This window comes from Pantoea sp. EKM10T, from assembly GCF_011800685.1.
GTDB classification, from domain to species: Bacteria; Pseudomonadota; Gammaproteobacteria; order Enterobacterales; family Enterobacteriaceae; genus Pantoea; species Pantoea agglomerans.
The window spans coordinates 99,927-124,304 of record NZ_JAALEU010000003.1; the positions used below are offsets into that span (position 1 = coordinate 99,927).

A 24,378-nucleotide genomic window follows, 5' to 3' on the forward strand; every position below is an offset into this window, starting at 1 on the left:
TGTATTTTCTTACAGCTTTAATCTTACACAACGTCCGCTCCTCGCTCATACGGGACACTCATAATCACATCTCCTGACCCAATGGAGATTGAACATGACAACATCCCCCTGGAACAAAAGCCGCATTATCGGCCAGAAACGGCCTCTTCAGATCTCTCATATCTGGGGAATTCGTATCCGTCTTGAGCTGGAAGGAAAAGTTCGTGATCTGGCTCTTTTTAACATGGCTCTGGATAGTAAACTTCGGGGCTGTGATTTGGTTAAGCTAAAAGTTTCTGATATAGCCTATGGGCACTCTGTTTCGGGCAGATCGACAGTGCTGCAGCAGAAAACGGGCAGCCCTGTTCAGTTTGAACTGACTAAGGGAACCAGAGAGGCTGTAGCCGCGTGGATCAAAATGGCTCAACTAAGTAATAGCGACTATCTCTTCCAGTCCCGCGTTGGTTCTTCAAGACACATCTCAACCAGACAATATAACCGTATTTTTCATGGATGGATTGGGAAGCTGGGTCTTGATGAGACGCTCTACAGTACGCACTCAATGCGCAGAACCAAGCCATATCTTATCTATAAAAAAACGAAGAACCTTCGGGTAATCCAGTTACTTTTGGGGCACAAAAAACTCGAAAGCACAGTACGTTACCTTGGCATTGAGGTAGATGATGCTCTGGAAATATCGGAGTCAATTGAAGTCTAGCCTGTGAGGGCTGCAACAGCAGCCCTGTGCCAGAAGCGGATGCGTCAGGTTCAAAAATGGGTAGGTAAGCGTTTTAACTTATTCGTCCGGAATACATACCCGGATACGGTGCCCGTCAGGATCAAGCGCAACGAACGTCTTGCCAAAAACAGCATGTTTGGGCTCCTGTTCTATCTGCACACCGCTCTCTGACCATTGCTGATAAAGCACATCAACCTCTTGAATATCTTTCACCATAAAACTCAATTCAGTTCGGCTACCTACACCGCAGGATATAAAGTCACTCGCTGTCGTTGACCATAGTCCAAGGTTCAGGCCGTTATTAAAGGAAAAAGCCACCCACGTCGGAAGCATCACGTCTGGTTCTGTATTGAATAGCTTCTGGTAAAAACCACTGCTGACAATCGGATTATCAACATAAAGAATGATCAGGTTAGGTATCATGAGTCTCTCACGCCAAAAAGAATGAGACATCACTATTGCAGGGAGCATTGACAGAACATGTCAGCATCAGGACCGAAACGAGCAGAACGCCTTCTCAATCTTCTGCAGATTTTTTATCAGCATCGCTATCCGATAAGCGGCCACAGGCTGGCTGAAGAACTTTCAATCAGTCTTCGTACACTTTACCGTGATATTGGCGCACTACGCGCTCAGGGTGCCGACATTCAGGGTGAGGCTGGCACAGTATATATCCTTTCCCGGAGCCATCATTTACCGCCGGTGATGTTTACCCCCGAACAGCTCGATGCACTGGCGCTCGGTTTACGCTGGGTAGCCACATATGGTGATAAGGGCATTGCTAAAGCGGCTTCAGAGGTAACGGGGAAAGTCCGCCACGGTCTTCCGCCACAGTTACAGACACTGTTTGATGACTCGTCATTATTGGTGGGAAAGAGACAGGAAGCTCATCACAACTTTGAAAACCTGAGCGTTGTTCGAAGCGCCATCAGGTGGAGACGTAAAATCCGTGCAGGTTATACAGACAGACTCGGTAATATGAGTGAAAGAACGATATGGCCTTTCGCGCTGGGTTACTTCTCCGGCGCTATTGTGCTTGCTGCATGGTGTGAAAAACGTAACGACTTTCGTCATTTCGACGTAACGCGATTAAAATCTCTTCAGCACCTGCAGGAAGGATATCCTCATTCCCGGCATAGCTTACTCCGTATATGGCGTAATGCAGGTCTGGATAACATCGTTCCCACGCGTAGCTGAAATGGGTATGATTGCTCCAGAAAATGCAGGTCTGTTCTTATCTATAAATATATCCGCTCTTCGCTCATAGCGGACCCTGGCCTGCCGTCAGTCCGCTTTGTGCCAGAATCGGACGCTTGCTTTCACGGCTTACACGGTTGCTTACCACGATATCGCATCGCACTTACTGAATTCAGTATTTGGAACAATGAGCGCCATATGGTTTTCTGCCATGCACTGTTTAAAAACTTGCTCTTTGTAACGTCCCACCTGTAAACCCAGCATGGTGCCGGACCGTTCCGCTGCGTTTTTTTCAACGTAATAGCCACAAAATTCCTTAAAGTTCTGGGGATTATCGCTATAAGTCACCGACCATCTCAGCTGAGCTTCAGCTGATTCATCTGACCGATGCTGAGGTGCCGCTTTTGCTGTTGTAGAGACAGAAAAGAGTGGATTGCCCAGTAATTTCTGTGCAAAGCGTTGGTTTTCACCGGTTATATGGCCGGTTTTACACAGCTGCAAATAGGCCTGCGAAAGGCGTTGCTCTTCAGCATCGGCAGCATGAGTGCATTCCTCCAGAACTTGTTCATTGGTCTTAGCCGGTTTTTTTTCAGTGGATATCCAGTAACTATTTTTAAAGTCCGGAACCGTGCCTTCAGTGCTGCCAAAAGGGCAAAGTGCACTGGCGCAACCCAGTAAAAGTATTGGCACGCACGTCAACGTCAGAACACGTAGCACGGAAAAGGCTTTAAGACTGCTTTTGTTCATTTTATTTTCACTTTAGTCAGCTGCAGATATGGGGTCTGAACAATGCCATTTTTTAGTGTACATAGTGCAGATGATACTCGGTCTGCTGCACAAGGTATTCTAAACTCAGTGTTTCTGGTGCTGTACTCATCGGCTGGCCACAAGTCTAAAAATTACTCATTTTCATTGGAAGCAAATCCTTATTATATTTTCCACACCATGCTGCCTGACATACCCCTTGGTAGTCCGCTTTTCGCTCAAAGCGAACATCAATAGAGTTGCGTATCACGGAACCGGCAGAAGCACTCATCCTTTCCCAATGGAGATGCATACACTCACTCAGGCGTAATCTTTCATAAGAAATAAAGTTTCTGATAAGCGAACCGATAAAAGCTATGCCTGTCGGTATGATTGCCTCTGTCACTGACAGCGTTTGTGCTTTTAGAAGTGGTTCCCGGCTTTGCTTCCCCTGTGCCGGGATTTTTTATTTCTGTCACCAGACCTGCCGGAGAAACACCGGTTTAATCTTCAAAAAATCATCACAGCATGAATAGGTAAGTGCATCGATATGCATTCCCTGTAGTCCAACATTTTGCGCAAGCCGCATACAGCAATAACCCCCAACTGCCTCTGAATGACCCTACAAAAATAAAAGATAAGATAAGCATTAATCCACATGTAAAGCTCTATTAATTAAACGTTATTTCAGCTAGGAACCTTATGAACAACATCAGAATCGGCACGCGGCTTGGCGCTGCGTTTGCCTTCATCCTTCTTCTTCTGGTTATCGTTGCGTTTACCGGATTTACCCGCATTCAGTCTCTGGGAGAGACGGCGGATACGCTTGCAGGCAGCCGCTATCAGAAGGCCTCGACTGCAACCAATCTGCGTTACTATTCAACTGACCTTAGCCGGCTGGTCCGTAACGTTGTCCTGGCGGATGCACCTGACCGGAAGGCCGTCTTTAAAAAAGATTATGACAGGGTACATGATAAAATTACCGCTACGGTTGATCAGGTTGATGCCCTGCTGAAGGCACCCAAAAGCCGGGAGCTGATTGCGCAAATCAGGAGCACCGGCAGTCAGTATCTTGCCTTTTCTGATGACGTTGTCGCGCTGGGAATGGCAGGCAAGCGGGACGAGGCCGCACAACTTCTTCTTGGTCCGCGCTACCAGACCCAGGTTGACTATCTGAAAACTATTGCAGACCTGGTATCTTTTCAGGAACAACAGATGCAAACGGCGCGTAGTGCTGCTGAAGATGAACAACATGCGGCCACCATTCTGCTGACTTCGCTGAGTGCTGCCGCCATTCTGCTTGCCGTCGCCGCAGCCTGGCTCATCACCCGCAGCATTACCCGCCCACTGAGCATAACGCTTGCCGCCGCACAACGCATCGCACGCGGAGACCTGAGTCAGGCCGTCCCTGTCAGCGGACGGGATGAAACCGGTATGCTGCTCACCGCAGTTGCTGAGATGCAGGACTCGCTGGCGCAGACGGTCAGCACAGTACGCCGGAATGCCGAGAGCGTTGCCGCAGCCAGCCTGCAGATTGCGCAGGGGAACACAGACCTGTCTCAGCGCACCGAGGAGCAGGCCAGTGCACTGGAGCAGACCGCTGCTACCATGAGCGAGCTCAGCGTCACAGTCAAAAACAATGCCGACAATGCCCGTCAGGCGGCACAGCTTGCTGTTAACGTGAGAGAGGTCGCCCGTCAGGGCAGCGAGGTGACTTCCGACATTTTCGGAACCATGAAATCTATCGGCGAAAGTTCTGGCCGGATTGCGGACATCACATCGGTGATTGACAGCATTGCCTTCCAGACCAACATACTGGCCCTTAATGCGGCGGTAGAGGCGGCGCGTGCGGGTGAGCAGGGGCGTGGTTTTGCCGTCGTCGCCGGTGAGGTGCGCACGCTGGCTAGCCGCAGCGCCACAGCAGCCGGTGAGATCCGTCAGCTGATTGAGGCAAACTCTGCAAGCGTAAGTGCAGGCAGCACCCTGGCGAGCCGGTCTGTGACCACGATGGCGGATATAGTGTCATCGGTCGGTCAGTTAAGTGATACCGTTGAGGAAATTACTGCTGCAAGTGCCGAACAGGCCCGCGGTATTGAGCAGGTCGGCATCGCCGTAACGGAGATGGATGGTGTGACGCAGCAGAATGCGTCACTGGTCGAGGAATCAGCTTCAGCCTCGCAGAGCCTGCGCGAACAGGCATCCCTGCTGCTGCAGTCGGTGTCGGTGTTCACGCTTGCTGCAGTCTCTCATCCTGCAGCCACCCGGCATGCAATTGTATCTGTACCAGCCGTAGTGAAGAAAGATGCGCCTGCTGATACAGACGGAAACTGGACGACCTTCTGATATCTGGCTGCGTCCTGCAGAGCGCAGCCTCTCTCCTTTTCCGTATTGACTCTTAAGAATGTCCGCTTTGTGCCAGAAGCGGACATTTTCTTTGAGCCTGAACTGGCAAAATTCTGTCAGAATCAAAACCGTTAAACTGTGTGTGCCGCAAAGCGATTTTCAGGTAAGCCGGGGCTGACATCAGATTCAGCTTTCAGCAATGCACCGTCATATTCAGACAGCGCAGTGAGTCCCACTGTAGCCGTGGTGCAATAGAGACGGGTAAAACCCTCACCGCCGAGTGTCGGACAGGTGATCTGGATTCCAGGTGACGTCAGAATAGCGTCTGTGGTCCCAACCGGGCGGTAACGGACAACACGGTTTCCTCCCCATTCAGCATTCCATAGATAGCCCATGTCATCCACGCAGGAGCCGTCAGGCGCGCCGCTGCCTTCGATTTCGGCGAACACGCGCTGGTTCTGCAGCAAGGGGTAATCACAGCACATTATCCGACCCTGCATCGAGTCACAGTAATAGAGCGTACCACCATCGGGGCTGAAACAGATGCTGTTCGGTATAGCGACATCGGGCAGTGCAAGCGTCTCAACAGTCAGCGTTGCCGCGTTGAGTCGATGAAACTTACCGATGACTTTAACGGGATAACCGTCATCCATCGTCCCGAAGACAAAATTACCGGCACGGTCACATCGTCCATCACCTATGCGGGTCCCGATGTCTCCCGGTGAAGCGGCCACTGGGGTAATTAAACTGCTGTTGAGATCATAGAAAGCCAGCCCTGACGCGAATCCCATCAGCAGAATGTGACTTTGTTCAGTCAGTGCAAAGGAGCCAAGGCGTTCAGGCAGCGACCAGCGCATCACTGCATCATTGCCTTCTTCTATGGCGAGCAGTTCACTGGCTTCAATGTCAGTCCAGTAGAGTCTGCGGGTTCTTTCACACCAAAGCGGGCACTCTCCAAGCGTATTCCTGACTTCAGCTGCAATTGAAAACATGTTAATCCTCCGGATATAAAAGGTCGAACTGCACGATGGCAAAAGTGGATAACGCAGTTACTGCAGAAAACGTGCAGAGATCCGATCGCCGAAAAGCATGACGGCAAGTCCGATCAGCATGACAACCATCCCCCCCAGCCTGAGTAACGAAACCGGTCGCCGCATAGCACCCAGCAACCCATAGTGGTCAATCATCTGCGAGGAAAGTAACTGTCCGACAATCGCCAGCCCGAGCAGAGCTGAAAACCCGATTTTCGGCGCAAGCACGACATAGCTGAACAGGGCACATGCGCCTATCATTCCACCCGTCAGACTCCAGAGGGGTTGCGACGGGATCGCCGCCAGCGATGTCATCAATCCTCCCCTCAGCAGCGCGTAAACCCCCAGACTTAACGCGCCCGCCGTAAAGGAAAACAGCGCCGCAGTGACCGGGTCGCCGCCCAGTCCCTTTGCCAGCTGGCTGTTCAGGGTCGTCTGCAGAGTGATCCCCAGACCTGCGGCAAAAGCGATTACGTAATAGATCATGCTTTTCATTCCTTTCAGTCTGCCTGCTCCAGCGGCAGGAAGGTGTCAGCAAAATTGTCGGGCTGGTAGCCAGAGGCGGCAAACAGGTGCTCACGTGACTCATCAATCGCCGCCCGCAGTCGCGTGCTGTCCACGCCCAGCACCTTACCGTTCTGCTTAACGATGCGTCCGCCGATCATGACGGTGTCGATATTGCTGCGCTCGGCGGCATGAACCACCGTACCAAAGGCATTGCCGGACGGGTAAAGATTGATATCACTGGTATTAATCAGCACCAGGTCAGCCTGTTTGCCTGGCGTCAGGCTGCCCACTTTGTCCTGCATCCCTGCACAGGCCGCGCCATCAAGAGTCGCGGCTTTAAGGAGCTGCGCCGCCGGAAGCGTTTTCAGCGCATGTTCAGAATCGCAGCACTGCTGCTGATGCATGCCCATCACGCGCTGCAGGTAAAAGGCGACGCGCATCTCCATAAACATGTCGGTGCTGTACGACGTTTCATTGTCTACGCTCAGGCCAGGATTGATGCCATGACGCTGCGCGGCCTCAATGGCGAACATTCCGCTTTCGATGCCATAGTGCGAATCTGAGCGCGGGCAGACGTTCACCCGGACACCGGCTTCGCGCAGAATTTTCCATCCCTCGTCAGGCAGCGCCGTGCAGTGATTAAAAATATTGTCCGGACCCAGCAGCCCCTGCTGATGCAGTGATTTAAGTTCAGCTCCCATCTCCGCACCAAAGAACTCAGTGACAATCGACAATCCCAGTCTGCGGGCCTCGGCCCACAACTCCGGCTCCAGCTGCGCCATGACGGCGAGAGAGACCAGGCTTTCAGGGTTGTCGTTGAAATACTTGTCCTGCAGACGCTGCCAGTTTCCCGGCCAGTGCGCTTTATCCCATTCGCCAGCTACCGGTGCGCCGGAAGCATGAATGGCACGAATGCCGGTATCAAGCAGGGCCTCGACGGCGGCATCGGAATGCGCTGCGGTTCGGCTGTTGTGCGAGTTATCGATCATCGTGGTGATGCCCGCGTCAATAGCGCCAAGCGCCGTCAGCAGGTTGCCAACATAGATATCGGCAGGACGGTAATATTTAGCGAACGAGAAGTGTGTGGCATTGCTGTAGTCGTCCAGGCAGGTAGCGTTTGGGTTAATGCGGCGGAGCTGTCCTTCCCATGCGTGACGATGAGAATCGACCATTCCCGGCATGGCGATCATGTTAGTGGCATCAATGACATGCGCACCCGGTACATCAAGGTTCTGGCCAACGGCGGTAATCGTTGAGCCGTTGATGAGAATATCGCCACGCTCAATGTTACCGACGTTCTCGTCCATGCTCAGTATCGTCGCGCCACGAATCAACGTAGCCTGTAAAGTGACATTCTGATTGTTAACAATATTTCTGATGTAGTCGGTCATTAAGCCTGCCTCTTTCCTGATTAATGGGGAAACGATACGTCACGTAATTACCCTGAAAAAGATGCTTAAAGCGTTTTCATAATTCATAATTAGCGAATAATCAGACTCACTTTTACCCAGGAGCAGGACGATGGATCGGATTCAGGCTATGCAGGTTTTCACGCGGGTTGCTGAAGCCGGGAGTTTTGTACGCGCGGCAGAAACCCTGTCGCTGCCTTCTTCCACCGTCACCAGCACGATTAAAAACCTGGAGAAATACCTGCAGGTGCGTCTGCTGAACCGCACGACAAGGCGGGTCAGCCTTACTCCTGAAGGCCTGCAGTATCTGGCGCAATGCCGGGAGATCCTGTCGCTAATTGAACATAGTGAATCCAGCCTGACTGAATCCATCAGACGCCCTCAGGGGCGGCTGCGGGTTGATATGCCTGGTGGAATTGCCCATTTCATCGTCATGCCCAATCTGAAAGACTTTTACCGGCATTATCCGGATATTTACCTGATGATTGGTGTCAGCGACCGGCAGGTCGATCTTGTTCAGGAAGGAGTGGATTGCGTCATCCGAACCGGGGAATTAACTGACTCCACACTGGTTGCCCGTCCGCTTGGCCGGTTTCGCTGGGTAACCTGCGCCTCTCCGGACTATCTCAGGGAGTATGGTGTCCCTGAGACGCCGGAAGCGTTGTCGCAGCATCGGGCGATTCATTACTTTTCCGGTTCGGTAAGGCGCACTAATGAACTGCGTTTCACACGAGGCACTGAGCCCTTCTCTGTTCAGGTTGAGGGGGATGCAGCCGTTAACGAAACGGGACTCTACATCAGACTGTGTCTTGAAGGTTTTGGGCTGGCACAGCTTGCTGAGAATGTGATTTCGGAGAATCTGCAACAAGGCAAACTGATCGAAGTTCTGGCGGACTGGCAGCCACCCTCCGTGCCGGTGACGATGCTCTATCCGCATCAGCGTTTTCTCTCTCCTGCCGTGCGTGCTTTTGCTGACTGGGTTGCCGGACTTTTCAACGAAGGAGCAGGTGAGAAACGGTCTTCCCGGTAAAAGACGGCTCCGGTAACAGGTAAACGCTTCAGAACGACAATTAATAGCATCCTCAGCAGAGAAACCGATCGTTTCCCCTGCTGTGTCAGCTAATTCACCCCGGCTGCTGTACAGGTTCCAGGTGAGCGTTTCGTCCGGCAGCCATTCCGGTGCAGGCACCTGCGACTGCGATTGCTGCGGTTATCAGTAATGGTACCGTCCAGCCTCCGGACAACTCCTGTACTTTGCCCAGCAACAGCGGACCCATCGCCGCCATCAGATAACCGACACTCTGCGCCATGCCTGACAACGCGGCAGCATCACCGGCGTTTTTAGTACGCAGCCCGATGAAGGTCAGACCCAGCATCATGCTGGCACCTGAGCCAAAGCCGAGAAGCGCAGCCCAAAGCATCGCCAGATTCGGCAAATACAGGATGCCGATAAATGACACCCCGGTTAACAGGCTGACGCCAGCAGCAGCTAATTTCTGATCGTTAAGACGACGCAGCGTGGCTGCCAGAATCAGGCCGGGAATGGCGGTGGTAAGCTGAAGGATGCCATGTACCTCACCAGCCTGAGCTGAAGAGAGTCCACTGTCCGTAAGAATGGCTGGCAGCCAGCCGACAGCAACATAAAACGGCATCGCATTCAGGCCCATAAACAAGGTGACCTGCCATGCCAGAGGCGAGCGCCACACCGCGACGGTCGCCGCTTTTTTCTCACCCGCTACTGGCAGCTGATGCTTCTTCTTTAACTGGGGCAACCATAAAAGCAACGCAAGCAGCGGTGCTAAAACCAGCATGGCTAACGCGATGTTCCAGCCCCAGATCTGCGTCAGAGGAATGACAATGGCAGAGCCAATGGCGCCAGCGGCGCCCATGGTGATGGAATATGCCCCTGTTACGGAAGCCACGTTGCCAGAAAAGTCACGCTTTATAAGGCCAGGCAGCAGGACATTGCCCAGAGCAATCCCGATACCTATCAATATGGTTCCGCCATAAAGCGCCCAGACACTGCCTGTGGAGCGAAGCAGGATACCCCCCGAAATCACGGCCAGGGCACCAAAAAGGGTGCGCTCCAGACCGTACTTCCGGGAAATTGATGCACTCAGGGGAGAAAATGCGGCAAATGCCAGTAAAGGCAGTGAGTTAAGCAACCCAACGGCAGTGATACTTAGCCCAAAATCATGGCGAACGGACTCTAAAACGGGTGCGATAGCGGTAAATGGAACTCGCAGGTTAATGGCAATAAAAAGGATGCCGGTCGCAAGTATGATTGAAGACCACCTGTTCGTAGTGTAGGACATAAATTTTGCGTTCTCTGGTAAAAAGAAAGACTTTAAAGGACGCATGAGTTACACAATATAGATAACCTGACAACATATAACTAAATCATGCCAGTTAATAAAAAACCGGTGACCTCACCGGATGAGTTTAATGCCGATGCTTTCAGTCAGGCTGCTATCGCGCTGCATGTATCATCGTCAGGCGAGTATGCAGGTCAGAGTCCGCACGCTCACCGTAAGGGACAACTTATTCTCTCTTTGCGCGGTGCAGTGAGCTGTAAGGTTCAGGATGCGCTGTGGCTTGTTCCACCGGGACATGCTGTCTGGGTTCCGGGAAAAATCCCCCACAGTTGTCGGGTCACGAAGAATGCAGACACCTGCTTTTTATTTATTGAGCCCGGCGCGGCAGCGATGCCGGAAACCTGCTGTACCCTTGCTATTACTCCTCTGGTCCGCGAGCTGGTTCTTTTTCTGGCAGAGCAGGAACATGCTTATTCGCCTGACAGTAAAACCGCGAGGCTGGCAGCGGTGCTGCTGGAACATATACCGGATGTGCCGGTTAAAGCGCTCCACCTGCCTGTATCCGACCATCCTAAAATCCGGAATATGGCTGAGGCACTTTTTAATGATCCTGATGACCGGAGAACGCTAAAGCAGTGGGCTGCGCATCTGGCTACCAGCGAACGATCTCTGGCCAGGCTGATAAAAGATGCGACAGGAATGAGCTTTGGTCGCTGGCGTCAGCAACTGCATTTAATGGTTGCGCTGAGCCATCTGGCAGAAGGCCAATCCGTGCAGCACGTAGCCGGAACGCTGGGATATGATTCGGTCAGCGCGTTTATTACAATGTTCAGGAAAGCGCTGGGTAAATCGCCGACACAATATTTTTCGTCCCTAAACTAATGCAACCCAACACAAACCGGATTTTTACAAAGAACGCCAGCGTCCGCTTTTCGCTCATAGCGGACCCTGGCCTGCCGTCAGTCCGCTTTGTGCCAGAAGCGGACATCAATGCATCCTTAAGAGATGACAAAACCTGATTAGCGATTATTTATTTCCTGAGCCTTTAAGAAAGCGGGGCGACTCGTTGCTCTTGATATGTAGCTATCAAGCTCTTCGGTGATTTCCAATCCGCACAGTTTTGCCCATAACAACGTATGAGAAAGAAAAATATCGGCCAGTGTAAAGTTGTTACTCGCAATCCATGTTTGAGTTGGGTTAAACCTAATCTGAGAGATAACTTTATCTGCTTCCTTACTGAGGTAATTCATTAAATCTGGGGAACGTTGATTTTCGGGAGTGAAGACAACATGTTTGAGCAGACTCCAGACGGGGGCTTCCAGATCGGATAGCGTGAAGCTTAACCACGAATTAACGGAGGATTTTTCTTCAGCAGTTGCGGGATAAATAGAGATGTTTTTATGTTGTTCACACAGGTAAATACAGATCGCTAAGGTTTCACTGATTGACACTTCACCATCGGTCAAAAAAGGAACTTTTCCCAATGGATGGGGTGATTTAACCTCAGAAGCAGGGTTCAAAAGATCGACTCTGATAGACTCGTAATTCACTCCCATTTCTTCAAGAGCCCAGAGTACTCTTAATGATCGGCTTTTGGGGTAAGTATAGATCTTCATTTCAATATCCCTTTGTTGTGAAAACAATTTTATAAGGCAAGTGGGTAGCTCATGTCAAAATTTCTGCTCCTCGCTCATACCGAATCTTGGCCTGCATTTAGTCCGCTTTGTGCCAGAAGCGGACATCGGATAATAATTTATGTTAATATTTAGAAGAAGAACATTCAGCCATAATAACCTCCTGAATTACAGTCATTAATTTTCATTTATGCAGCCTTAAAATCAAATCTATTTTTGCACTTTTAATTTTACAGTCATGGGAAGATTCCTGGCAGGTTTGCCCTTTTCAAAACGCCATTTTGAAACGGCTGTTATTACAGCATCATCGAACAAGTGGTCTGGTGTAGACTCGATAATTCTCATCTGACTTACCCTGCCTTCTGCATCAACGTCAAAGTTAAACTTAACCATACCTTCTATCCGGTTCTTAGCCGCATAGTATGGGTAAACGGGTCGATCTTGTCGAAGGGGCTTGGGTTGTTCAACTTTAACAGGTGAATAAGTAGTACATGCATTGAGTACAAGAACAGCCAGAATCATCATAAACCCATACATAACAATATCCTTTTGTTGATAAACATTATCATTATACTTAAACATCAACGGAAGGACATTTGCTGAAATCATCGAATATCGCGTTATAATCCAAAAAAACAGTGGATATAACCCCAATAAATCCTGCTCCCGTCTTGCTGCAAACTAGTCATCCGCTCCTCGCTCATAGCGGACATATCCTTCATAACACATGACCTACAATGAACACTTCAAAGAAACCGCTGCAGGCAGCCACCTTATTCAATACGCGGGAAGAGTCGTTAACGATTGAAGGGTAATAAACCTATTAATGTGGGCGAAGGCAAGTAAGCCAGGACGGCATAGAACAGAATAAGATTCGTATCGGAAACCCTGACAGCTAAGCATTACGCTCTAATGCAGCAGATTTACCTATTAACCAGCCGACCAGAAAGCGCTGTTACCTGTCTGGTCGGCTGGAGAGGGCGGTTCAGACTACCGGACTTTCGTTTTTCAGTGGTTCTGCCAGTATATTTAATATGTTACTGGCCGCGACGGTACCCATCTTCACGTAGGAGTTATCGCTGACGCCGCCGATGTGTGGCGACAGAATCACATTTCCAACACTCTGCCAGATATGCGGCGCAGTCAGGGGTTCTGTGGCAAAACTGTCCAGTGCGGCCCAGGCGACAGTGCCATTATCCAGCGCGGCTAACAGCGCTTCTTCATCAATGAGACCACCGCGCGCCGTGTTCACCAGGATGGCGCCTTTTTTAAACAGAGCCAGTTTCTCAGCGTTAATCATCTGGCGCGTCTGTTCGGTTAACGGGCAGTGCAGCGAAATGACATCTGCCTGTTGCAGCAGGTCGTCAAGTGAGGAGGATTCACACTCATCGGGAAAGGTTCTGGCAAAAGGATCATAAGCGAGCACCTTCATGCCAAAAGCACGGCCAATGCGGGCAACACGACCGCCTATGACACCAAGCCCTACCAGACCCAGCGTTCTGCCCTCCAGCTCCACCGACTTATGGGTCGATTTGTCCCAGTGTCCCTGGCGCATGCGCTGATCAAGCGGTATCACCGATTTTGCACAGGCTAAAATTAACGCCCAGGTATGCTCGGCCACGGCCGCTGCGTTGGCCCCCGGGGCTGACTGAACACTGATATGACGTTCAGCCGCCGCCTTTTGGTCGATAACGTCAATGCCGCTGCCGTGTTTGGAAATAACCCGCAGGTCAGGCGCGGCATCCATAATGCGGACGTTGATTTTTCCGTATCGGACGATAATCGCCACAGGATTATGCTGCTGGCAGAGCTGGAACAGGCTATCTTCGCTGGGCTGTTTGCCGGCATAAACAATGCTGAAGTCACTAAGCAGGTTTACTGCCTGCGGTGCCAGGTCATTACCCGTCACCAGGATTACGGGAGAAGAGGTTGTCATCAGAGCGTCTCCCCATCGTCCAGCATGCCAGCGGTTTGCAGGGCTTTTTCTAACCACGGCGCGCGAAGGTCGCCATCACGAATGGCTGCAATACGGCTGGTCTCGAAATCGAGTTTTTTCTGTGCCAGTTCGAGCAACGCAGGAACGTCTTCACGCGGCAGAACCACCACGCCATCAATATCCCCGATGACGAGATCGCCTGGCTGAATGGCTGCGCCCGCCACAGAAACAGGGTAGTTGACCCGTCCCGCAATGGACTTGGTCGGGCCGCAGGGATTCAGGCCCGCAGAGAAAACCGGAAAGCCGTTCGCGCTCAGTGCATCGGCGTCACGCACCGCACCATCAATAATAATTCCGGCGATGCCGGAGGCTTCTGCCTGGGTGGACATTATCTCACCGATTAATGCACAGCTGATATCGCCTTTGCCATCGACCACAATGACATCGCCCGGCTGGGCAATCGCCAGCGCGGCGTGGATCGCCAGGTTGTCGCCCGGTCTCACCTCGACAGTGATAGCCGGTCCGGCGACTTTCATTGTGGGGGACACAGGTTTTACGCGACCGTGCAGCGTTCCGCGTCGTCCGGCAACATCAGCAAGGATCGCCGCCTGAAACTGAGCAGCCTGTTTTACGCGCTCTGGTGCGATACGGATAATGTCGCGATTGATGAAGGTATTCTCTGCATGGGGCATAGATTAATCCTCTTTGTTTTACCAGGCACAACTAAGTTGTACAATATAAAACTACTATATCGATGTTAATTGAGTTCGCACCAGTGTTAAGCATTCATTTGTGATGTAAATACGATGTGAATCACAAATTGCGCGGTAAACTGCCTGCCGTCGCAAACAGGAGGACGTACCGATGGGGAATGAAGGCGTAATTGCCGTAGAAAAAGCGCTGGCGCTGCTGGATTGTTTCAGGCCTGGTGGGGAATCACTGACGCTGACCGCGCTGGCGCAGCTTTCGGGGTACCATAAAACGACAGTTTATCGTCTGATGAACTCACTTGAGCGCATGAACTATGTCATTCGTCGCGACAATGGCGTTTATACCCTGGGGCCAAGACTGCTTTATCTGGGCAAGCTCTATGAACAATCCTTTCATCTGGCCAGTATCGTTCAGCCTGAACTTCACGCACTGGCGACTGCGACAGGCGAAAGCGCCACATGGTATGTGATTGAAAACGGTCAACGACTCTGTCTTTTCAGAGCGGAGCCCTCTGAAGGATTGCGTGAAACACGTCTGCCCGGCACTTATCTGCCGCTGGATAATTCGGCCATCGGGCAGGTGCTTCGTTACTGGGGGCTGAATGAACCTCTGTTTGACTCTGTGCCTGAACTCCCGCTGTTCACGTCAGGTATTCGCGATCCGCATATCGCGGCATTCTCCGTACCGGTGTTTGGTGAAGGTAACAAACTGCTCGCGGCGCTGGCATTAACCGGTCCGGCTTCACGCCTGACGCAGTCGATGCGCGACAGTGAGATGGGAAAACTGATGAAAGAGGCAGCGTGCAGGCTTTCGGTAAAATCAGGCGCACATAAAGTCATGTGTGATAACGTTTATAAAATTTAGTCGTGTTGCCTGGCTGTGACCGGGATTTATTAGCTGCTGCATCCATGCTGCGTTTAACGCTCTGCGGGTGAGAACCGATTGATTTCCGCTAAATGACTAACAGCACGCTGGCGTGCCTGATTATGGGATCATGAAAGCCTCCGCGCCTTAAGTTGAGGCGAAAGATCACTCCACCTCTGACATCTCTTGCTAAGCCCCCTTAGTGCGAGGCTTTTTACACCCGGATTTTACATCAGGTGTTAAAAGACTCGCTGCCTCATGAAAATTTCCCCGCTTAAATACCTCAACATGAATTCCCTTCATGTTCGTTGAAATTTAATCACTTTTTTTCAACCGGGTGTTGAGGCATAAAGTAAGAATTGTTAATAACTTTGAGTCATATGAATAGTTGTAAAGGGATAGCCACGCTGGATAACCCTTAAATGCAACAACGCATATCAGCGACCAGGATACCCGATAGCGATGAACAACTTAGCCTTTACCCTCAAGCGCATTCGTTTCGACGAAAACTATAATCCTTCGAAAAATACGCGGGCGACGACTAACTTCGCTAATTTAGCGCGCGGCGAAAAACGTCAGGAAAACCTGCACAACGCCCTGGTGATGATCGACAATCGTTTCAACTCTCTGGCGCACTGGGACAATCCAAAGGGCGACCGCTACTCAGTTGAACTTGAGATTATTTCTGCTGAGCTGAATCTTCGTCCCGGAAGCAGCGACGAATCGTTCCCGGCGATTGAGATTTTAAAAACGCATATCGTGGATCATAAAACCGGTGAGCGCACCGAGGGGATTGTCGGCAATAACTTCTCTTCCTATGTGCGTGATTATGATTTCAGCGTTGTTCTGTCAGAACATAACAAAGGTCAGACTGAATTCAGCCTGCCGGATGATTTTGGTCAGCTGCATGGCAACATTTTCAAAAGTTTCGTGAACTCAGCGGTCTATAAAGAGAACTTCAGTAAATCGCCGGTTATCTGCCTGAGTGTATCGAGCAAAAACACCTACGTGCGCACCGGTAATCAGCATCCGGTATTGGGCATTGAATATCAGCAGGATGAACCTTCCCTGACTGATTTCTATTTCGGAAAAATGGGTCTGAAAGTGCGTTTCTTCATGCCGCAGGGCAGTGTTGCGCCGCTGGCTTTCTATTTCCACGGTGACCTGCTCAGCGATTACACCAATCTTGAGCTGATCAGCACCATCAGCACCATGGAAACCTTCCAGAAGATCTATCGCCCTGAAATTTACAACGCGAATTCTGCGGCGGGACAGTGCTATCAGCCCACGCTGCAGCATCAGGATTATTCGTTAACCCGGATTGTTTACGATCGCGAAGAACGCAGCCGCCTGGCCGTCGAACAGGGTAAGTTTACTGAGACGCATTTTATTAAGCCGAATCAGACACTTCTTGCGCAATGGTCTGCTGAATTCGTTCTTTGATTAATTAAATATAGAAGGTCACCTGCTATGAAAACCTTATTACCGACATCTACTGCTGGCAGCTTGCCTAAACCCTCCTGGATTGCGCAGCCAGAGGTGCTCTGGTCACCCTGGAAACTGCAGGATGAAGAGTTAGTCGACGGCAAAAGAGATGCGTTGCGTCTGTGTCTGGACGATCAGGTTCGGGCCGGTATTGATATCGTCAGTGATGGCGAGCAGACCCGTCAGCACTTCGTGACGACGTTTATTGAACACCTCAGCGGTGTGGATTTTGAAAAGCGTGAAGTGGTTCGAATCCGTAATCGCTATGATGCGAGCGTCCCGACCGTGGTGGGTGAAGTCTCACGTCAGAAGCCCGTGTTTGTTGAAGATGCGAAAATCCTGCGTAAGCTGACCGATCGTCCTATTAAGTGGGCGTTGCCGGGTCCGATGACGATGATCGATACCCTTTATGACAATCACTATAAAAGCCGAGAAAAGCTGGCCTGGGAATTCGCAAAGATTCTGAATCAGGAAGCCAAAGAATTAGAAGCCGCTGGCGTGGATATTATTCAGTTTGATGAGCCTGCGTTTAACGTCTTTTTCGATGAGGTGAACGACTGGGGCATCGCCGCGTTAGAGCGCGCCATCGAAGGTCTGAAGTGTGAAACCGCGGTTCATATCTGCTACGGCTACGGCATTAAAGCGAATACAGACTGGAAGAAAACTCTGGGTACAGAGTGGCGTCAGTACGAAGAGGTCTTCCCTAAATTACAGCGTTCAGCTATCGATATTGTCTCACTGGAGTGTCAGAACTCGCGGGTTCCGATGGATCTGATCGAGCTGATTCGCGGTAAAAAAGTCATGGTCGGTGCCATCGACGTGGCAACCCATACCATTGAGACACCTGAAGAAGTGGCGAATACGCTCCGCAAAGCGCTGCAGTTTGTGGATGCTGAAAATCTCTATCCTTCAACCAACTGCGGCATGATTCCACTGCCGCGTCAGGTTGCTAATGGCAAACTGCATGCGTTAAGTGCTGGCGCTGAGATTGTCCGCAGAGAGATTCTGGGGAAATAATCTTTCCCTGAGCAGATTCAGTCCGGCTGGCGATTTGATTCCTGAAAGGCGATCAATAGCTGGACTGAGTGACAATCATCCCTCTGCCAATGGCCGATTTACTCAGGGATTTATGCCCTCTGCCTGCTCAGGCAGGCCGGAGTACGATAACGGCATATCGACAGCCCTGAGTCGTTTTATTTCTGAACACGCAGTCAGCCGGATCGCCCAGTTCCAGACAGTCGCCAGCAGCCATCTCATAGGTGCTGGAACCTGCTTCAAAAGTAAGAGTTCCTTCAATTACCCATATCAGCTGGCGTCTTGAAACATAGGAGATTGCCGGCATCGGCACAGCGGTATTTGCCGGCAGTTCGACACTGACCAGATCGACCGGCATCTCGCCCGGTGAAACGTGGCGACGCAGATAGCCGGTTTCCGGATCCTGCCACACCGGCTGATTTTCATGCCTGACCAGCGTCCCGGTTTGCACTTCGGTCTGAGCAAGCAGCTGAGAGATGGTCATATCAAACGAGCCTGAGAGACGCGCTAACAGAACCGCCGTCGGGCTGCTCTCCCCACGCTCAATCTTATGGATCATCGCCCGTGAAACGCCTGAGTTATCAGCCAGCTCGGTAAGTGACCAGCCGCGTTTTTCCCTTTCCTCTTTTACCTTCTGACCGATGCGGAAGTTCAGGCTGTCTTCTTTGCTGGACTTTTTATCTAACATAATGGATAACTATCATAGTGAACAATTCATCTACTTTAGTGAGTGAGCAAAGGGGTGTCCACCATGATTATCCGTGCGGCTGTAGAAAGCGATGCTGAAATCATCGCAGAGATTTATAACGATGCGGTGCTTAACACCACAGCCATCTGGAATGAAAATCGTATTGATGTGGCTAACCGCATCACGTGGATAAACAGCCGCCAGCAGGCCGGTTTTCCTGTGATTGTGGCGACAGACAAAGATGATACCGTGCTGGGATATGCCTCTTATGGTGACTGGCGTCCCTGGGACGGATATCGTCATACGGTTGAGCATTCGGTTTATGTTCATAAAGATGCACGAGGTAAAGGCGCGGGTGCCGCCCTGATGCAGGGGCTTATCCAGCTTGCTCGCGAAGCCGGGAAGCACGTTATGGTGGCGGCGATTGAATCGGAAAACGCGGCATCCATTGCCCTGCATAAAAAACTGGGATTTATTGAGTCTGGCAGAATGACGGAGGTTGGAACTAAGTTTGGACGCTGGCTGGATTTGACATTTTTGCAGTTGCGTCTGGATGACCGTAAACGACCCTGAGTTGTCCCTTAAAGCGAATCCATTGATGCTGCTGCCGACCCTCGCCAAACAGCCCGCTATCTCTGGAAAACGTTTGATTGCTGCAGACCGTTTAAAGCGAGAAACGAAGCCGCAACGAACCAGGGGATAGCAAATTTGCACGTCAGCCGATATAACAGATTAATAACAATCCATCGCAGAGGATATCATGGCGCTTTCGCACGAATTAATCCTGATCTTCACCACCTACTTTGTCGCTACAGCCAGTCCCGGGCCAAGTAATATGGCGATAATGGGAACGGCAATGAAAAAGGGCAGGGGTGCCGCACTGGCGTTGGCTGCGGGTGTCGTGAGTGGTTCGATGCTCTGGGCGCTGCTGGCCGCCTGCGGTGTGCTGACCGTGCTGGCAACCTTCGCTCAGTTGCTGATCGTGTTAAAAATTGGCGGAGGGTTATATCTGTTATGGCTGGCGTTTAAAGCCGGCAAATCTGCGTTACGCCGCACTGAGGCCAGCGATTTTAAAGCCAGCGATGAGCGGGTCGCGTATGGCAGACTGTTTCGTCAGGGGATACTGATGCATATCGGCAACCCCAAAGCGATTCTTACCTGGGTGGCCATTATGTCGTTTGCACTGAAGCCGGATGTGATCGCCGCCACGCTGCCGATAATCATCTGCGGCTGTGCGGTGATTTGCGTGGTTGTGTTCGGCGGCTATGCTCTGCTGTTCTCAACCGCTGTGATGAGCGCATTTTACCGTCGCATTCGTCGCGGACTCGATGCGCTATTAGCCTGCTGCTTTGCGCTGGCAGGGCTGAAACTGGTATTCAGCCGCAGTTAATACTGATGAAGGTGTACGAGGGGTTATCCGCTTCTGGCTCAAATCCGCAAAAGATCATGCAATGAGCCGGAGCGGCATTAAAGTGACAGGGAGCCGGTAGCGCTTCAGCAGCCCCTTACTTTAACACCACTATGATCAGGCAAGTAGTCAGACAAACCAGGAATCTGAGTGAACAGGATGATGAAATGAAAGGCGCATGTCTGTGTGAAACCGTTGCTTTCGAAATATCAGTAACCCCCACGCGCTATTACCGTTGTCACTGTTCTTTGTGCAGAAAACAGAGCGGAACCGGCTATAACCTGGCAACGATCGTAAAAGAGAGTGACTTCAGCTGGGTTTCCGGTGAGAGCCAGATCGCGTCATGGCGCAAACTCACCGGTTATCGCAACGATTTTTGCGCCAGCTGTGGCTCCACAGTGCCTAACCCGTTGCGTGGCAGACCTTATATCTGGCTTCCGGTTGGTTTACTCAGTGAGCCTGCCGATATGCAGTGCACAGGTGATTATTGTACTGATGACGCCATGCCCTGGGACACAATTCGTTCCGAGACAAATCATGCCGGGCCGGTAGAATCGCTGGACTCTCTTCTGACGAGCTTAAAGCTTATTGATTGATGGCAGTGGTGCTTCTTTGTTATTCAAAAAGTCACTGAGTCAAAGCGACCCCATTAACGGAAAACAGACGTTATTCCTGCAGCCTGCATTCATCGAATATTATTCGTTAGCTGTAATCCCCAGTAGTCAGAACAGGCTTTAACATCGCGGGGAGAAGGAAGCAGAAGTTTTGGCAGTCTGACCTGGTCGTAAAGCTTTTTATGGTGCTTTCGATTTTGCGGGGCAGTACGGATAATATATTTCAGCATCTCCAGGCTCATCGGCTCTCTGCCCATCCCCAGGCCGCCAATACGCGGCGTGGATGAATAACATCTGCGAATGTAGCGCAGAAGTGCCACTGTCACTTTTACATCCAGCAGAATTAAGCCTGTGGCACGCGCGAATCGTTCTTCAATGCATTTGGTGTAATTACCCTCCATCACCCATCTTTCCTGACTCACCGCCTCAGCATGCAAACGAAGAAATTCTGCCGGTGCTCTGGGCACCCATTGACTGTCCGGAATATGGTGAAGCTGATCCAGATGAACTGCTGGTAGATCTGTTTTGCGAGCAATGGCCTCAGCTAAGGTCGATTTTCCGCTGTTCGATGGACCCATAATACAAATGCGTGGCCCAAGCGCGTCTAATGGAAGTGCACTATTCACAACGTTTCCTCTGAATTAACCCTGTCTGAAAATGGATAAATGCGTACTGCTCTGAAACTTTCCTGTGCACCCCGCAAAGTCTTAAACGCTGCCGGGAGCCGTTGGCTGGTCAGCCTGGGGATTCTGAACCTTTTCTGGATCAAAGTCAGGCCGCAGCGGCGATGATAGCCAGACTTGCCCTGAGACGTCTTAACCCAGGCAGCAATAAGATCTCGGTAAAGATTGGTTACATTTTGCCGATAAATTGTTCAACCAATCAAACCGTAGAGGGCATTATGGGGTTAATCAATGGCGTGACAACAGAGGTGGCAAGAGGATATTTAGCCACGCTCACCGTAACAAACAGATCTGAGAACACGACTAAAGAAACTATTACCGGAAAAGAATTACCTGCCAGTGTGGTGGTGATCTCGCCCGAGGCAAGAGCGCGCCTGGTGCAGGCTATCGCTGAGCCCATTACGGCAGAGCAGCAGGCCAAAAATTCAGAGGAACTGGCAAAGACAAAGTCATCCGGTCAGGGACCGTCCGTTAACCTCGGATATGCGTTATTCAACGATCCCTACACCAGCTGGGACGCCAGAACATTTACTCCGCTTCTGAGTATGACGGCTGCCAATACGCAGACCGCTATGGATGAGTTTGCCGCTGCACTCCATGAGGTGCTGGCTGAAGGCCAGGTGGGCCGTAATCAGTACGATAATTCGGATACCTCGGAAGCCATGGCGCTGACCCTGACGCAGTCTAAGCTCCATAAACTGATAGAAAAATATGTCTCCGGGGATAACCAGAAGCAGGCGAATGAGATTGCTGATGAGATGATAAGCGTCAAAGTTGCCATTCGTGAACGTCAGACGTTGCTGGGAGCACAGGATACGCTGGCGTTAGCCATACGTCATGGAACACGCGACATGCAGGAGAGCGCACGTGACTATCTAAGCCAGGTTAAGAGCGCAACCGCACGGCCACAGGCGGAGCTGGCCGGGATGATGGAAGCCATGAAGTCGGGCCGTGATATGGAATCTGTCTTCAGCACCTTTGCCGATTTGATTCGTGCCACGCCGAATCCTGACAACAAAGCACAGCCCTCCATTGATGGCGCACTCAGTCAACTGGAGGTTTATCGCCAGCAGTGGCAGGCGTTCACTGAAAAATACGCTTCTTAATGTTCTTATGATCCTGCAGGCAGCACCTCCGTCCCGGCGAAGCAATTTGCCTGAAAGCGGCGTCTGCAGGATCACCTCCTGACTTTACGCAGTCAGGCGCTGCGATGTGAGACTGTTAATCCCACGCGCTGTCAGCACTCCATCCAGATAGTGACCCTCTGCCAGAAACCACAGATACCGCCCTGGACAAAAAGCACAGATTACACATTTACAAATTTAAATGTGTAAATATAATGTCGCCTCTTCACACATCAGAGGATTTTTTGTCATGCCGTCACTTTTTACCCCCTTGAGTCTGGGCGACCTTCAGCTTCGTAACCGCATTGTACTGCCGCCACTGACGCGCTGCCGCAGTGAACAACCGGGCAACATTCCCGGCGAGATGATGGTGGAGTATTACCGCCAGCGTTCCAGCGCGGGACTGATGATCACCGAAGGCACCCAGATTGAGCCTCGCGGGCAGGGCTATGCATGGACGCCGGGGATCCACAGCGAAGCGCAGATCGCCGGCTGGAAAAAGGTTACAGAGGCAGTACATCAGCAAGGGGCCACGATTTTCTGCCAGCTCTGGCATGTTGGCCGCGTGTCGCATAATGAACTGCAGCCGGGCAAGCAGGCACCCGTTGCCCCTTCAGCCATCGCAGCCGATAACGTTCGGGTATTTATTGAAACCGGGCCCGGCGCCGGGATATTGACCGCACCCAGCGAGCCACGCGCACTGACTACATCGGAAGTTAAAGAGATTGTAGAGCTTTACCGACGCGCGGCGGAGAATGCCAAAGCGGCCGGTTTCGACGGTGTTGAACTGCATTCCGCCAACGGGTATCTGATTAACCAGTTTATTTCTGAGCACACAAACTTCCGTACGGATGAATATGGCGGCTCTGCTGAGAATCGTCTGCGCTTCCTGCGAGAAGTCGTTGAGGCGGTCAGCTCGGTATTTGGCAGCCACCGCGTTGGCGTCAGATTTGCGCCTCTGTTTACCAGTACCGACGAAGAGCGCGTCTATCTCGGTCTGGTTGAAAGTGATCCACACGCGACCTACATCCGCGCAGCAGCACTGCTGAACGAGCTGGAAGTTGGCTATCTCTCCATTGCTGAAGCCGACTGGGACAACAGCCCGGAGATGCCAGAGAGCTTCCGTGTCGCGCTGCGGGAAACATTCCGCTCTCCGATCATCTATTCGGGTCGCTACACGGCTGAAAAAGCGCAGCATGTGCTGGAAAAAGGCTGGGGCGATCTGTTTGGTTTTGGCCGCTCATTTATCGCTAATCCCGATCTGCCCGCGCGGATTAAATCAGGATATCCGCTGAATGAGGTCGATCACGCCTCCCTGTATGGCGGCACTGAGAAAGGCTATACTGACTATCCATTTTATACATCCTGATATTCTGTGAGGCGGCATGTCCCCCGAAAATGCCCTGAAGTTACTGTCCAACCCGACCAGAGTGGCAGTGCTGAAGTGGCTTAAAGATCCTGACGAAGCGTTTGCGGGCTATACCCAGCTCTATCCCTTCGATCAGTATGGCGTCTGTGCCAGCCTCATACAGGACAAGGCGGGCTTATCACAGCCCGCCACCTCGTTATGCCTGAAAGCACTTCACAATGCGGGGCTGGTTGAAGCCAGCAAAGTCGGGAAATGGACTTACTATCGCCGCGCCGAACCGCGCATTCGTGAAATAACCGATGCGGTAACCCAATCGCTGCAGGCGCTTTAAAAGCGACGGCGTACAGGGTAATGTAGATGTCAGCGCCATCCTTCTGAGGGTGACTTCACCGAACGCATTAACTCAGGGTCAGAAAATGTTTATGTCAGTTCTGTCTTTCACAACCGTCACCACCACCGCCTCTGGCGGCGGCGTGAGCGACTCTGTGACAGGCACCTGACACAACTGATTCTCACTCCCCGCCGAACCGGACGGGGAGCTGTTCTCCGTTCTTAAAACTGAA

26 protein-coding genes are annotated in these 24,378 nt (G+C 51.4%); 14 read left to right on the plus strand and 12 right to left on the minus strand.

The window, feature by feature from the left end; all coding sequences use genetic code 11:
• Positions 1 to 94 precede the first annotated feature (94 nt).
• Entirely contained in the window at positions 95 to 697 is a 603-nt protein-coding gene (locus HFD95_RS06955; protein WP_010669698.1) for a site-specific integrase, read from the plus strand.
• Positions 698 to 775: 78 nt separating this feature from the next.
• On the opposite strand, the gene HFD95_RS06960 is transcribed toward HFD95_RS06955, so the two are convergent.
• Positions 776 to 1,141, minus strand: a complete 366-nt coding sequence (locus tag HFD95_RS06960) for a VOC family protein (protein ID WP_029518932.1) — start codon at positions 1,139 to 1,141, stop codon at positions 776 to 778.
• A gap of 57 nt (positions 1,142 to 1,198) precedes the next feature.
• Between HFD95_RS06960 and HFD95_RS06965 the strand changes: the two genes are divergently transcribed.
• Positions 1,199 to 1,915, plus strand: a complete 717-nt coding sequence (locus HFD95_RS06965) for a YafY family protein (RefSeq protein ID WP_167430005.1) — start codon at positions 1,199 to 1,201, stop codon at positions 1,913 to 1,915.
• A gap of 141 nt (positions 1,916 to 2,056) precedes the next feature.
• Here HFD95_RS06965 and HFD95_RS06970 read toward each other — a convergent pair whose 3' ends face one another.
• Positions 2,057 to 2,662 (minus strand): hypothetical protein, encoded by a 606-nt coding sequence (locus HFD95_RS06970; RefSeq protein WP_010670695.1) that lies wholly within the window; start codon positions 2,660 to 2,662, stop codon positions 2,057 to 2,059.
• Between the two features lie 699 nt (positions 2,663 to 3,361).
• Between HFD95_RS06970 and HFD95_RS06975 the strand changes: the two genes are divergently transcribed.
• Positions 3,362 to 5,002, plus strand: a complete 1,641-nt coding sequence (locus HFD95_RS06975; RefSeq protein WP_033773742.1) for a methyl-accepting chemotaxis protein — start codon at positions 3,362 to 3,364, stop codon at positions 5,000 to 5,002.
• Positions 5,003 to 5,133: 131 nt separating this feature from the next.
• Here the strand turns inward: HFD95_RS06975 and HFD95_RS06980 are convergent, their stop codons facing one another.
• Genes HFD95_RS06980 through HFD95_RS06990 form a run of 3 tightly spaced genes read right to left on the minus strand, consistent with a single transcriptional unit; the run spans position 5,134 to position 7,931 of the window.
• Positions 5,134 to 5,994 (minus strand): SMP-30/gluconolactonase/LRE family protein, encoded by an 861-nt coding sequence (locus HFD95_RS06980; protein ID WP_061703254.1) that lies wholly within the window; start codon positions 5,992 to 5,994, stop codon positions 5,134 to 5,136.
• A gap of 57 nt (positions 5,995 to 6,051) precedes the next feature.
• Complete coding sequence (locus tag HFD95_RS06985; protein ID WP_022624469.1) at positions 6,052 to 6,519, minus strand: DMT family transporter; 468 nt, start codon at positions 6,517 to 6,519, stop codon at positions 6,052 to 6,054.
• 14 nt (positions 6,520 to 6,533) lie between these two features.
• On the minus strand, positions 6,534 to 7,931 hold the full coding sequence (locus tag HFD95_RS06990; RefSeq protein WP_010259087.1) for an amidohydrolase family protein: 1,398 nt from the start codon (positions 7,929 to 7,931) through the stop codon (positions 6,534 to 6,536).
• 130 nt (positions 7,932 to 8,061) lie between these two features.
• Here HFD95_RS06990 and HFD95_RS06995 point away from each other — a divergent pair, with 130 nt between their 5' ends.
• Complete coding sequence (locus HFD95_RS06995) at positions 8,062 to 8,979, plus strand: LysR family transcriptional regulator (RefSeq protein WP_010259086.1); 918 nt, start codon at positions 8,062 to 8,064, stop codon at positions 8,977 to 8,979.
• Positions 8,980 to 9,073: 94 nt separating this feature from the next.
• Here the strand turns inward: HFD95_RS06995 and HFD95_RS07000 are convergent, their stop codons facing one another.
• The gene (locus HFD95_RS07000; RefSeq protein WP_029519302.1) at positions 9,074 to 10,264 is read right to left on the minus strand and encodes an MFS transporter; all 1,191 of its coding nucleotides are present in this window, start codon (positions 10,262 to 10,264) and stop codon (positions 9,074 to 9,076) included.
• Positions 10,265 to 10,351: 87 nt separating this feature from the next.
• On the opposite strand from HFD95_RS07000, the gene HFD95_RS07005 reads away from it, so the two are divergent.
• Positions 10,352 to 11,146 (plus strand): helix-turn-helix domain-containing protein, encoded by a 795-nt coding sequence (locus HFD95_RS07005; protein WP_010259082.1) that lies wholly within the window; start codon positions 10,352 to 10,354, stop codon positions 11,144 to 11,146.
• A gap of 137 nt (positions 11,147 to 11,283) precedes the next feature.
• Here HFD95_RS07005 and HFD95_RS07010 read toward each other — a convergent pair whose 3' ends face one another.
• The 4 genes from HFD95_RS07010 to HFD95_RS07025 form a co-directional block, all read right to left on the minus strand.
• Complete coding sequence (locus tag HFD95_RS07010; protein ID WP_010261183.1) at positions 11,284 to 11,880, minus strand: glutathione S-transferase family protein; 597 nt, start codon at positions 11,878 to 11,880, stop codon at positions 11,284 to 11,286.
• 228 nt (positions 11,881 to 12,108) lie between these two features.
• A complete protein-coding gene (locus HFD95_RS07015; protein WP_231113934.1) occupies positions 12,109 to 12,507 on the minus strand; it encodes a TonB family protein in 399 nt (132 codons plus the stop codon).
• 376 nt (positions 12,508 to 12,883) lie between these two features.
• On the minus strand, positions 12,884 to 13,834 hold the full coding sequence (locus HFD95_RS07020) for an NAD(P)-dependent oxidoreductase (protein ID WP_167430006.1): 951 nt from the start codon (positions 13,832 to 13,834) through the stop codon (positions 12,884 to 12,886).
• Positions 13,834 to 14,526 (minus strand): RraA family protein, encoded by a 693-nt coding sequence (locus HFD95_RS07025; protein WP_010247523.1) that lies wholly within the window; start codon positions 14,524 to 14,526, stop codon positions 13,834 to 13,836. The genes HFD95_RS07020 and HFD95_RS07025 overlap by 1 nt, the downstream gene beginning before the upstream one ends.
• A 172-nt stretch (positions 14,527 to 14,698) precedes the next feature.
• Between HFD95_RS07025 and HFD95_RS07030 the strand changes: the two genes are divergently transcribed.
• The 3 genes from HFD95_RS07030 to HFD95_RS07040 all read left to right on the plus strand — a co-directional run bounded on the left by HFD95_RS07030 (position 14,699) and on the right by HFD95_RS07040 (position 17,911).
• Positions 14,699 to 15,409: an IclR family transcriptional regulator gene (locus tag HFD95_RS07030; protein ID WP_167430007.1), complete on the plus strand. Its 711-nt coding sequence runs from the start codon at positions 14,699 to 14,701 to the stop codon at positions 15,407 to 15,409.
• A gap of 462 nt (positions 15,410 to 15,871) precedes the next feature.
• A complete protein-coding gene (locus tag HFD95_RS07035) occupies positions 15,872 to 16,852 on the plus strand; it encodes a DUF1852 domain-containing protein (RefSeq protein WP_033786847.1) in 981 nt (326 codons plus the stop codon).
• Positions 16,853 to 16,879: 27 nt separating this feature from the next.
• Positions 16,880 to 17,911: a methionine synthase gene (locus HFD95_RS07040; RefSeq protein WP_010670701.1), complete on the plus strand. Its 1,032-nt coding sequence runs from the start codon at positions 16,880 to 16,882 to the stop codon at positions 17,909 to 17,911.
• A gap of 127 nt (positions 17,912 to 18,038) precedes the next feature.
• Here the strand turns inward: HFD95_RS07040 and HFD95_RS07045 are convergent, their stop codons facing one another.
• Complete coding sequence (locus HFD95_RS07045) at positions 18,039 to 18,617, minus strand: XRE family transcriptional regulator (protein WP_010247513.1); 579 nt, start codon at positions 18,615 to 18,617, stop codon at positions 18,039 to 18,041.
• Between the two features lie 63 nt (positions 18,618 to 18,680).
• Here HFD95_RS07045 and HFD95_RS07050 point away from each other — a divergent pair, with 63 nt between their 5' ends.
• The 3 genes from HFD95_RS07050 to HFD95_RS07060 all read left to right on the plus strand — a co-directional run bounded on the left by HFD95_RS07050 (position 18,681) and on the right by HFD95_RS07060 (position 20,621).
• Positions 18,681 to 19,190: a GNAT family N-acetyltransferase gene (locus HFD95_RS07050; protein ID WP_167430008.1), complete on the plus strand. Its 510-nt coding sequence runs from the start codon at positions 18,681 to 18,683 to the stop codon at positions 19,188 to 19,190.
• 187 nt (positions 19,191 to 19,377) lie between these two features.
• Complete coding sequence (locus HFD95_RS07055; protein ID WP_045140173.1) at positions 19,378 to 20,007, plus strand: LysE family translocator; 630 nt, start codon at positions 19,378 to 19,380, stop codon at positions 20,005 to 20,007.
• Between the two features lie 185 nt (positions 20,008 to 20,192).
• Positions 20,193 to 20,621 (plus strand): GFA family protein, encoded by a 429-nt coding sequence (locus HFD95_RS07060; protein WP_073970679.1) that lies wholly within the window; start codon positions 20,193 to 20,195, stop codon positions 20,619 to 20,621.
• 89 nt (positions 20,622 to 20,710) lie between these two features.
• Here HFD95_RS07060 and HFD95_RS22065 read toward each other — a convergent pair whose 3' ends face one another.
• On the minus strand, positions 20,711 to 21,265 hold the full coding sequence (locus HFD95_RS22065) for an AAA family ATPase (RefSeq protein ID WP_243208624.1): 555 nt from the start codon (positions 21,263 to 21,265) through the stop codon (positions 20,711 to 20,713).
• 275 nt (positions 21,266 to 21,540) lie between these two features.
• Between HFD95_RS22065 and HFD95_RS22070 the strand changes: the two genes are divergently transcribed.
• From HFD95_RS22070 to HFD95_RS07080, 3 genes are all read left to right on the plus strand, one after another.
• Positions 21,541 to 22,428 (plus strand): hypothetical protein, encoded by an 888-nt coding sequence (locus HFD95_RS22070; RefSeq protein WP_232526469.1) that lies wholly within the window; start codon positions 21,541 to 21,543, stop codon positions 22,426 to 22,428.
• Positions 22,429 to 22,696: 268 nt separating this feature from the next.
• The gene (locus HFD95_RS07075; RefSeq protein WP_167430009.1) at positions 22,697 to 23,815 is read left to right on the plus strand and encodes an alkene reductase; all 1,119 of its coding nucleotides are present in this window, start codon (positions 22,697 to 22,699) and stop codon (positions 23,813 to 23,815) included.
• Positions 23,816 to 23,831: 16 nt separating this feature from the next.
• On the plus strand, positions 23,832 to 24,146 hold the full coding sequence (locus HFD95_RS07080) for a helix-turn-helix transcriptional regulator (protein WP_033786852.1): 315 nt from the start codon (positions 23,832 to 23,834) through the stop codon (positions 24,144 to 24,146).
• The last annotated feature ends 232 nt before the right edge of the window (positions 24,147 to 24,378 follow it).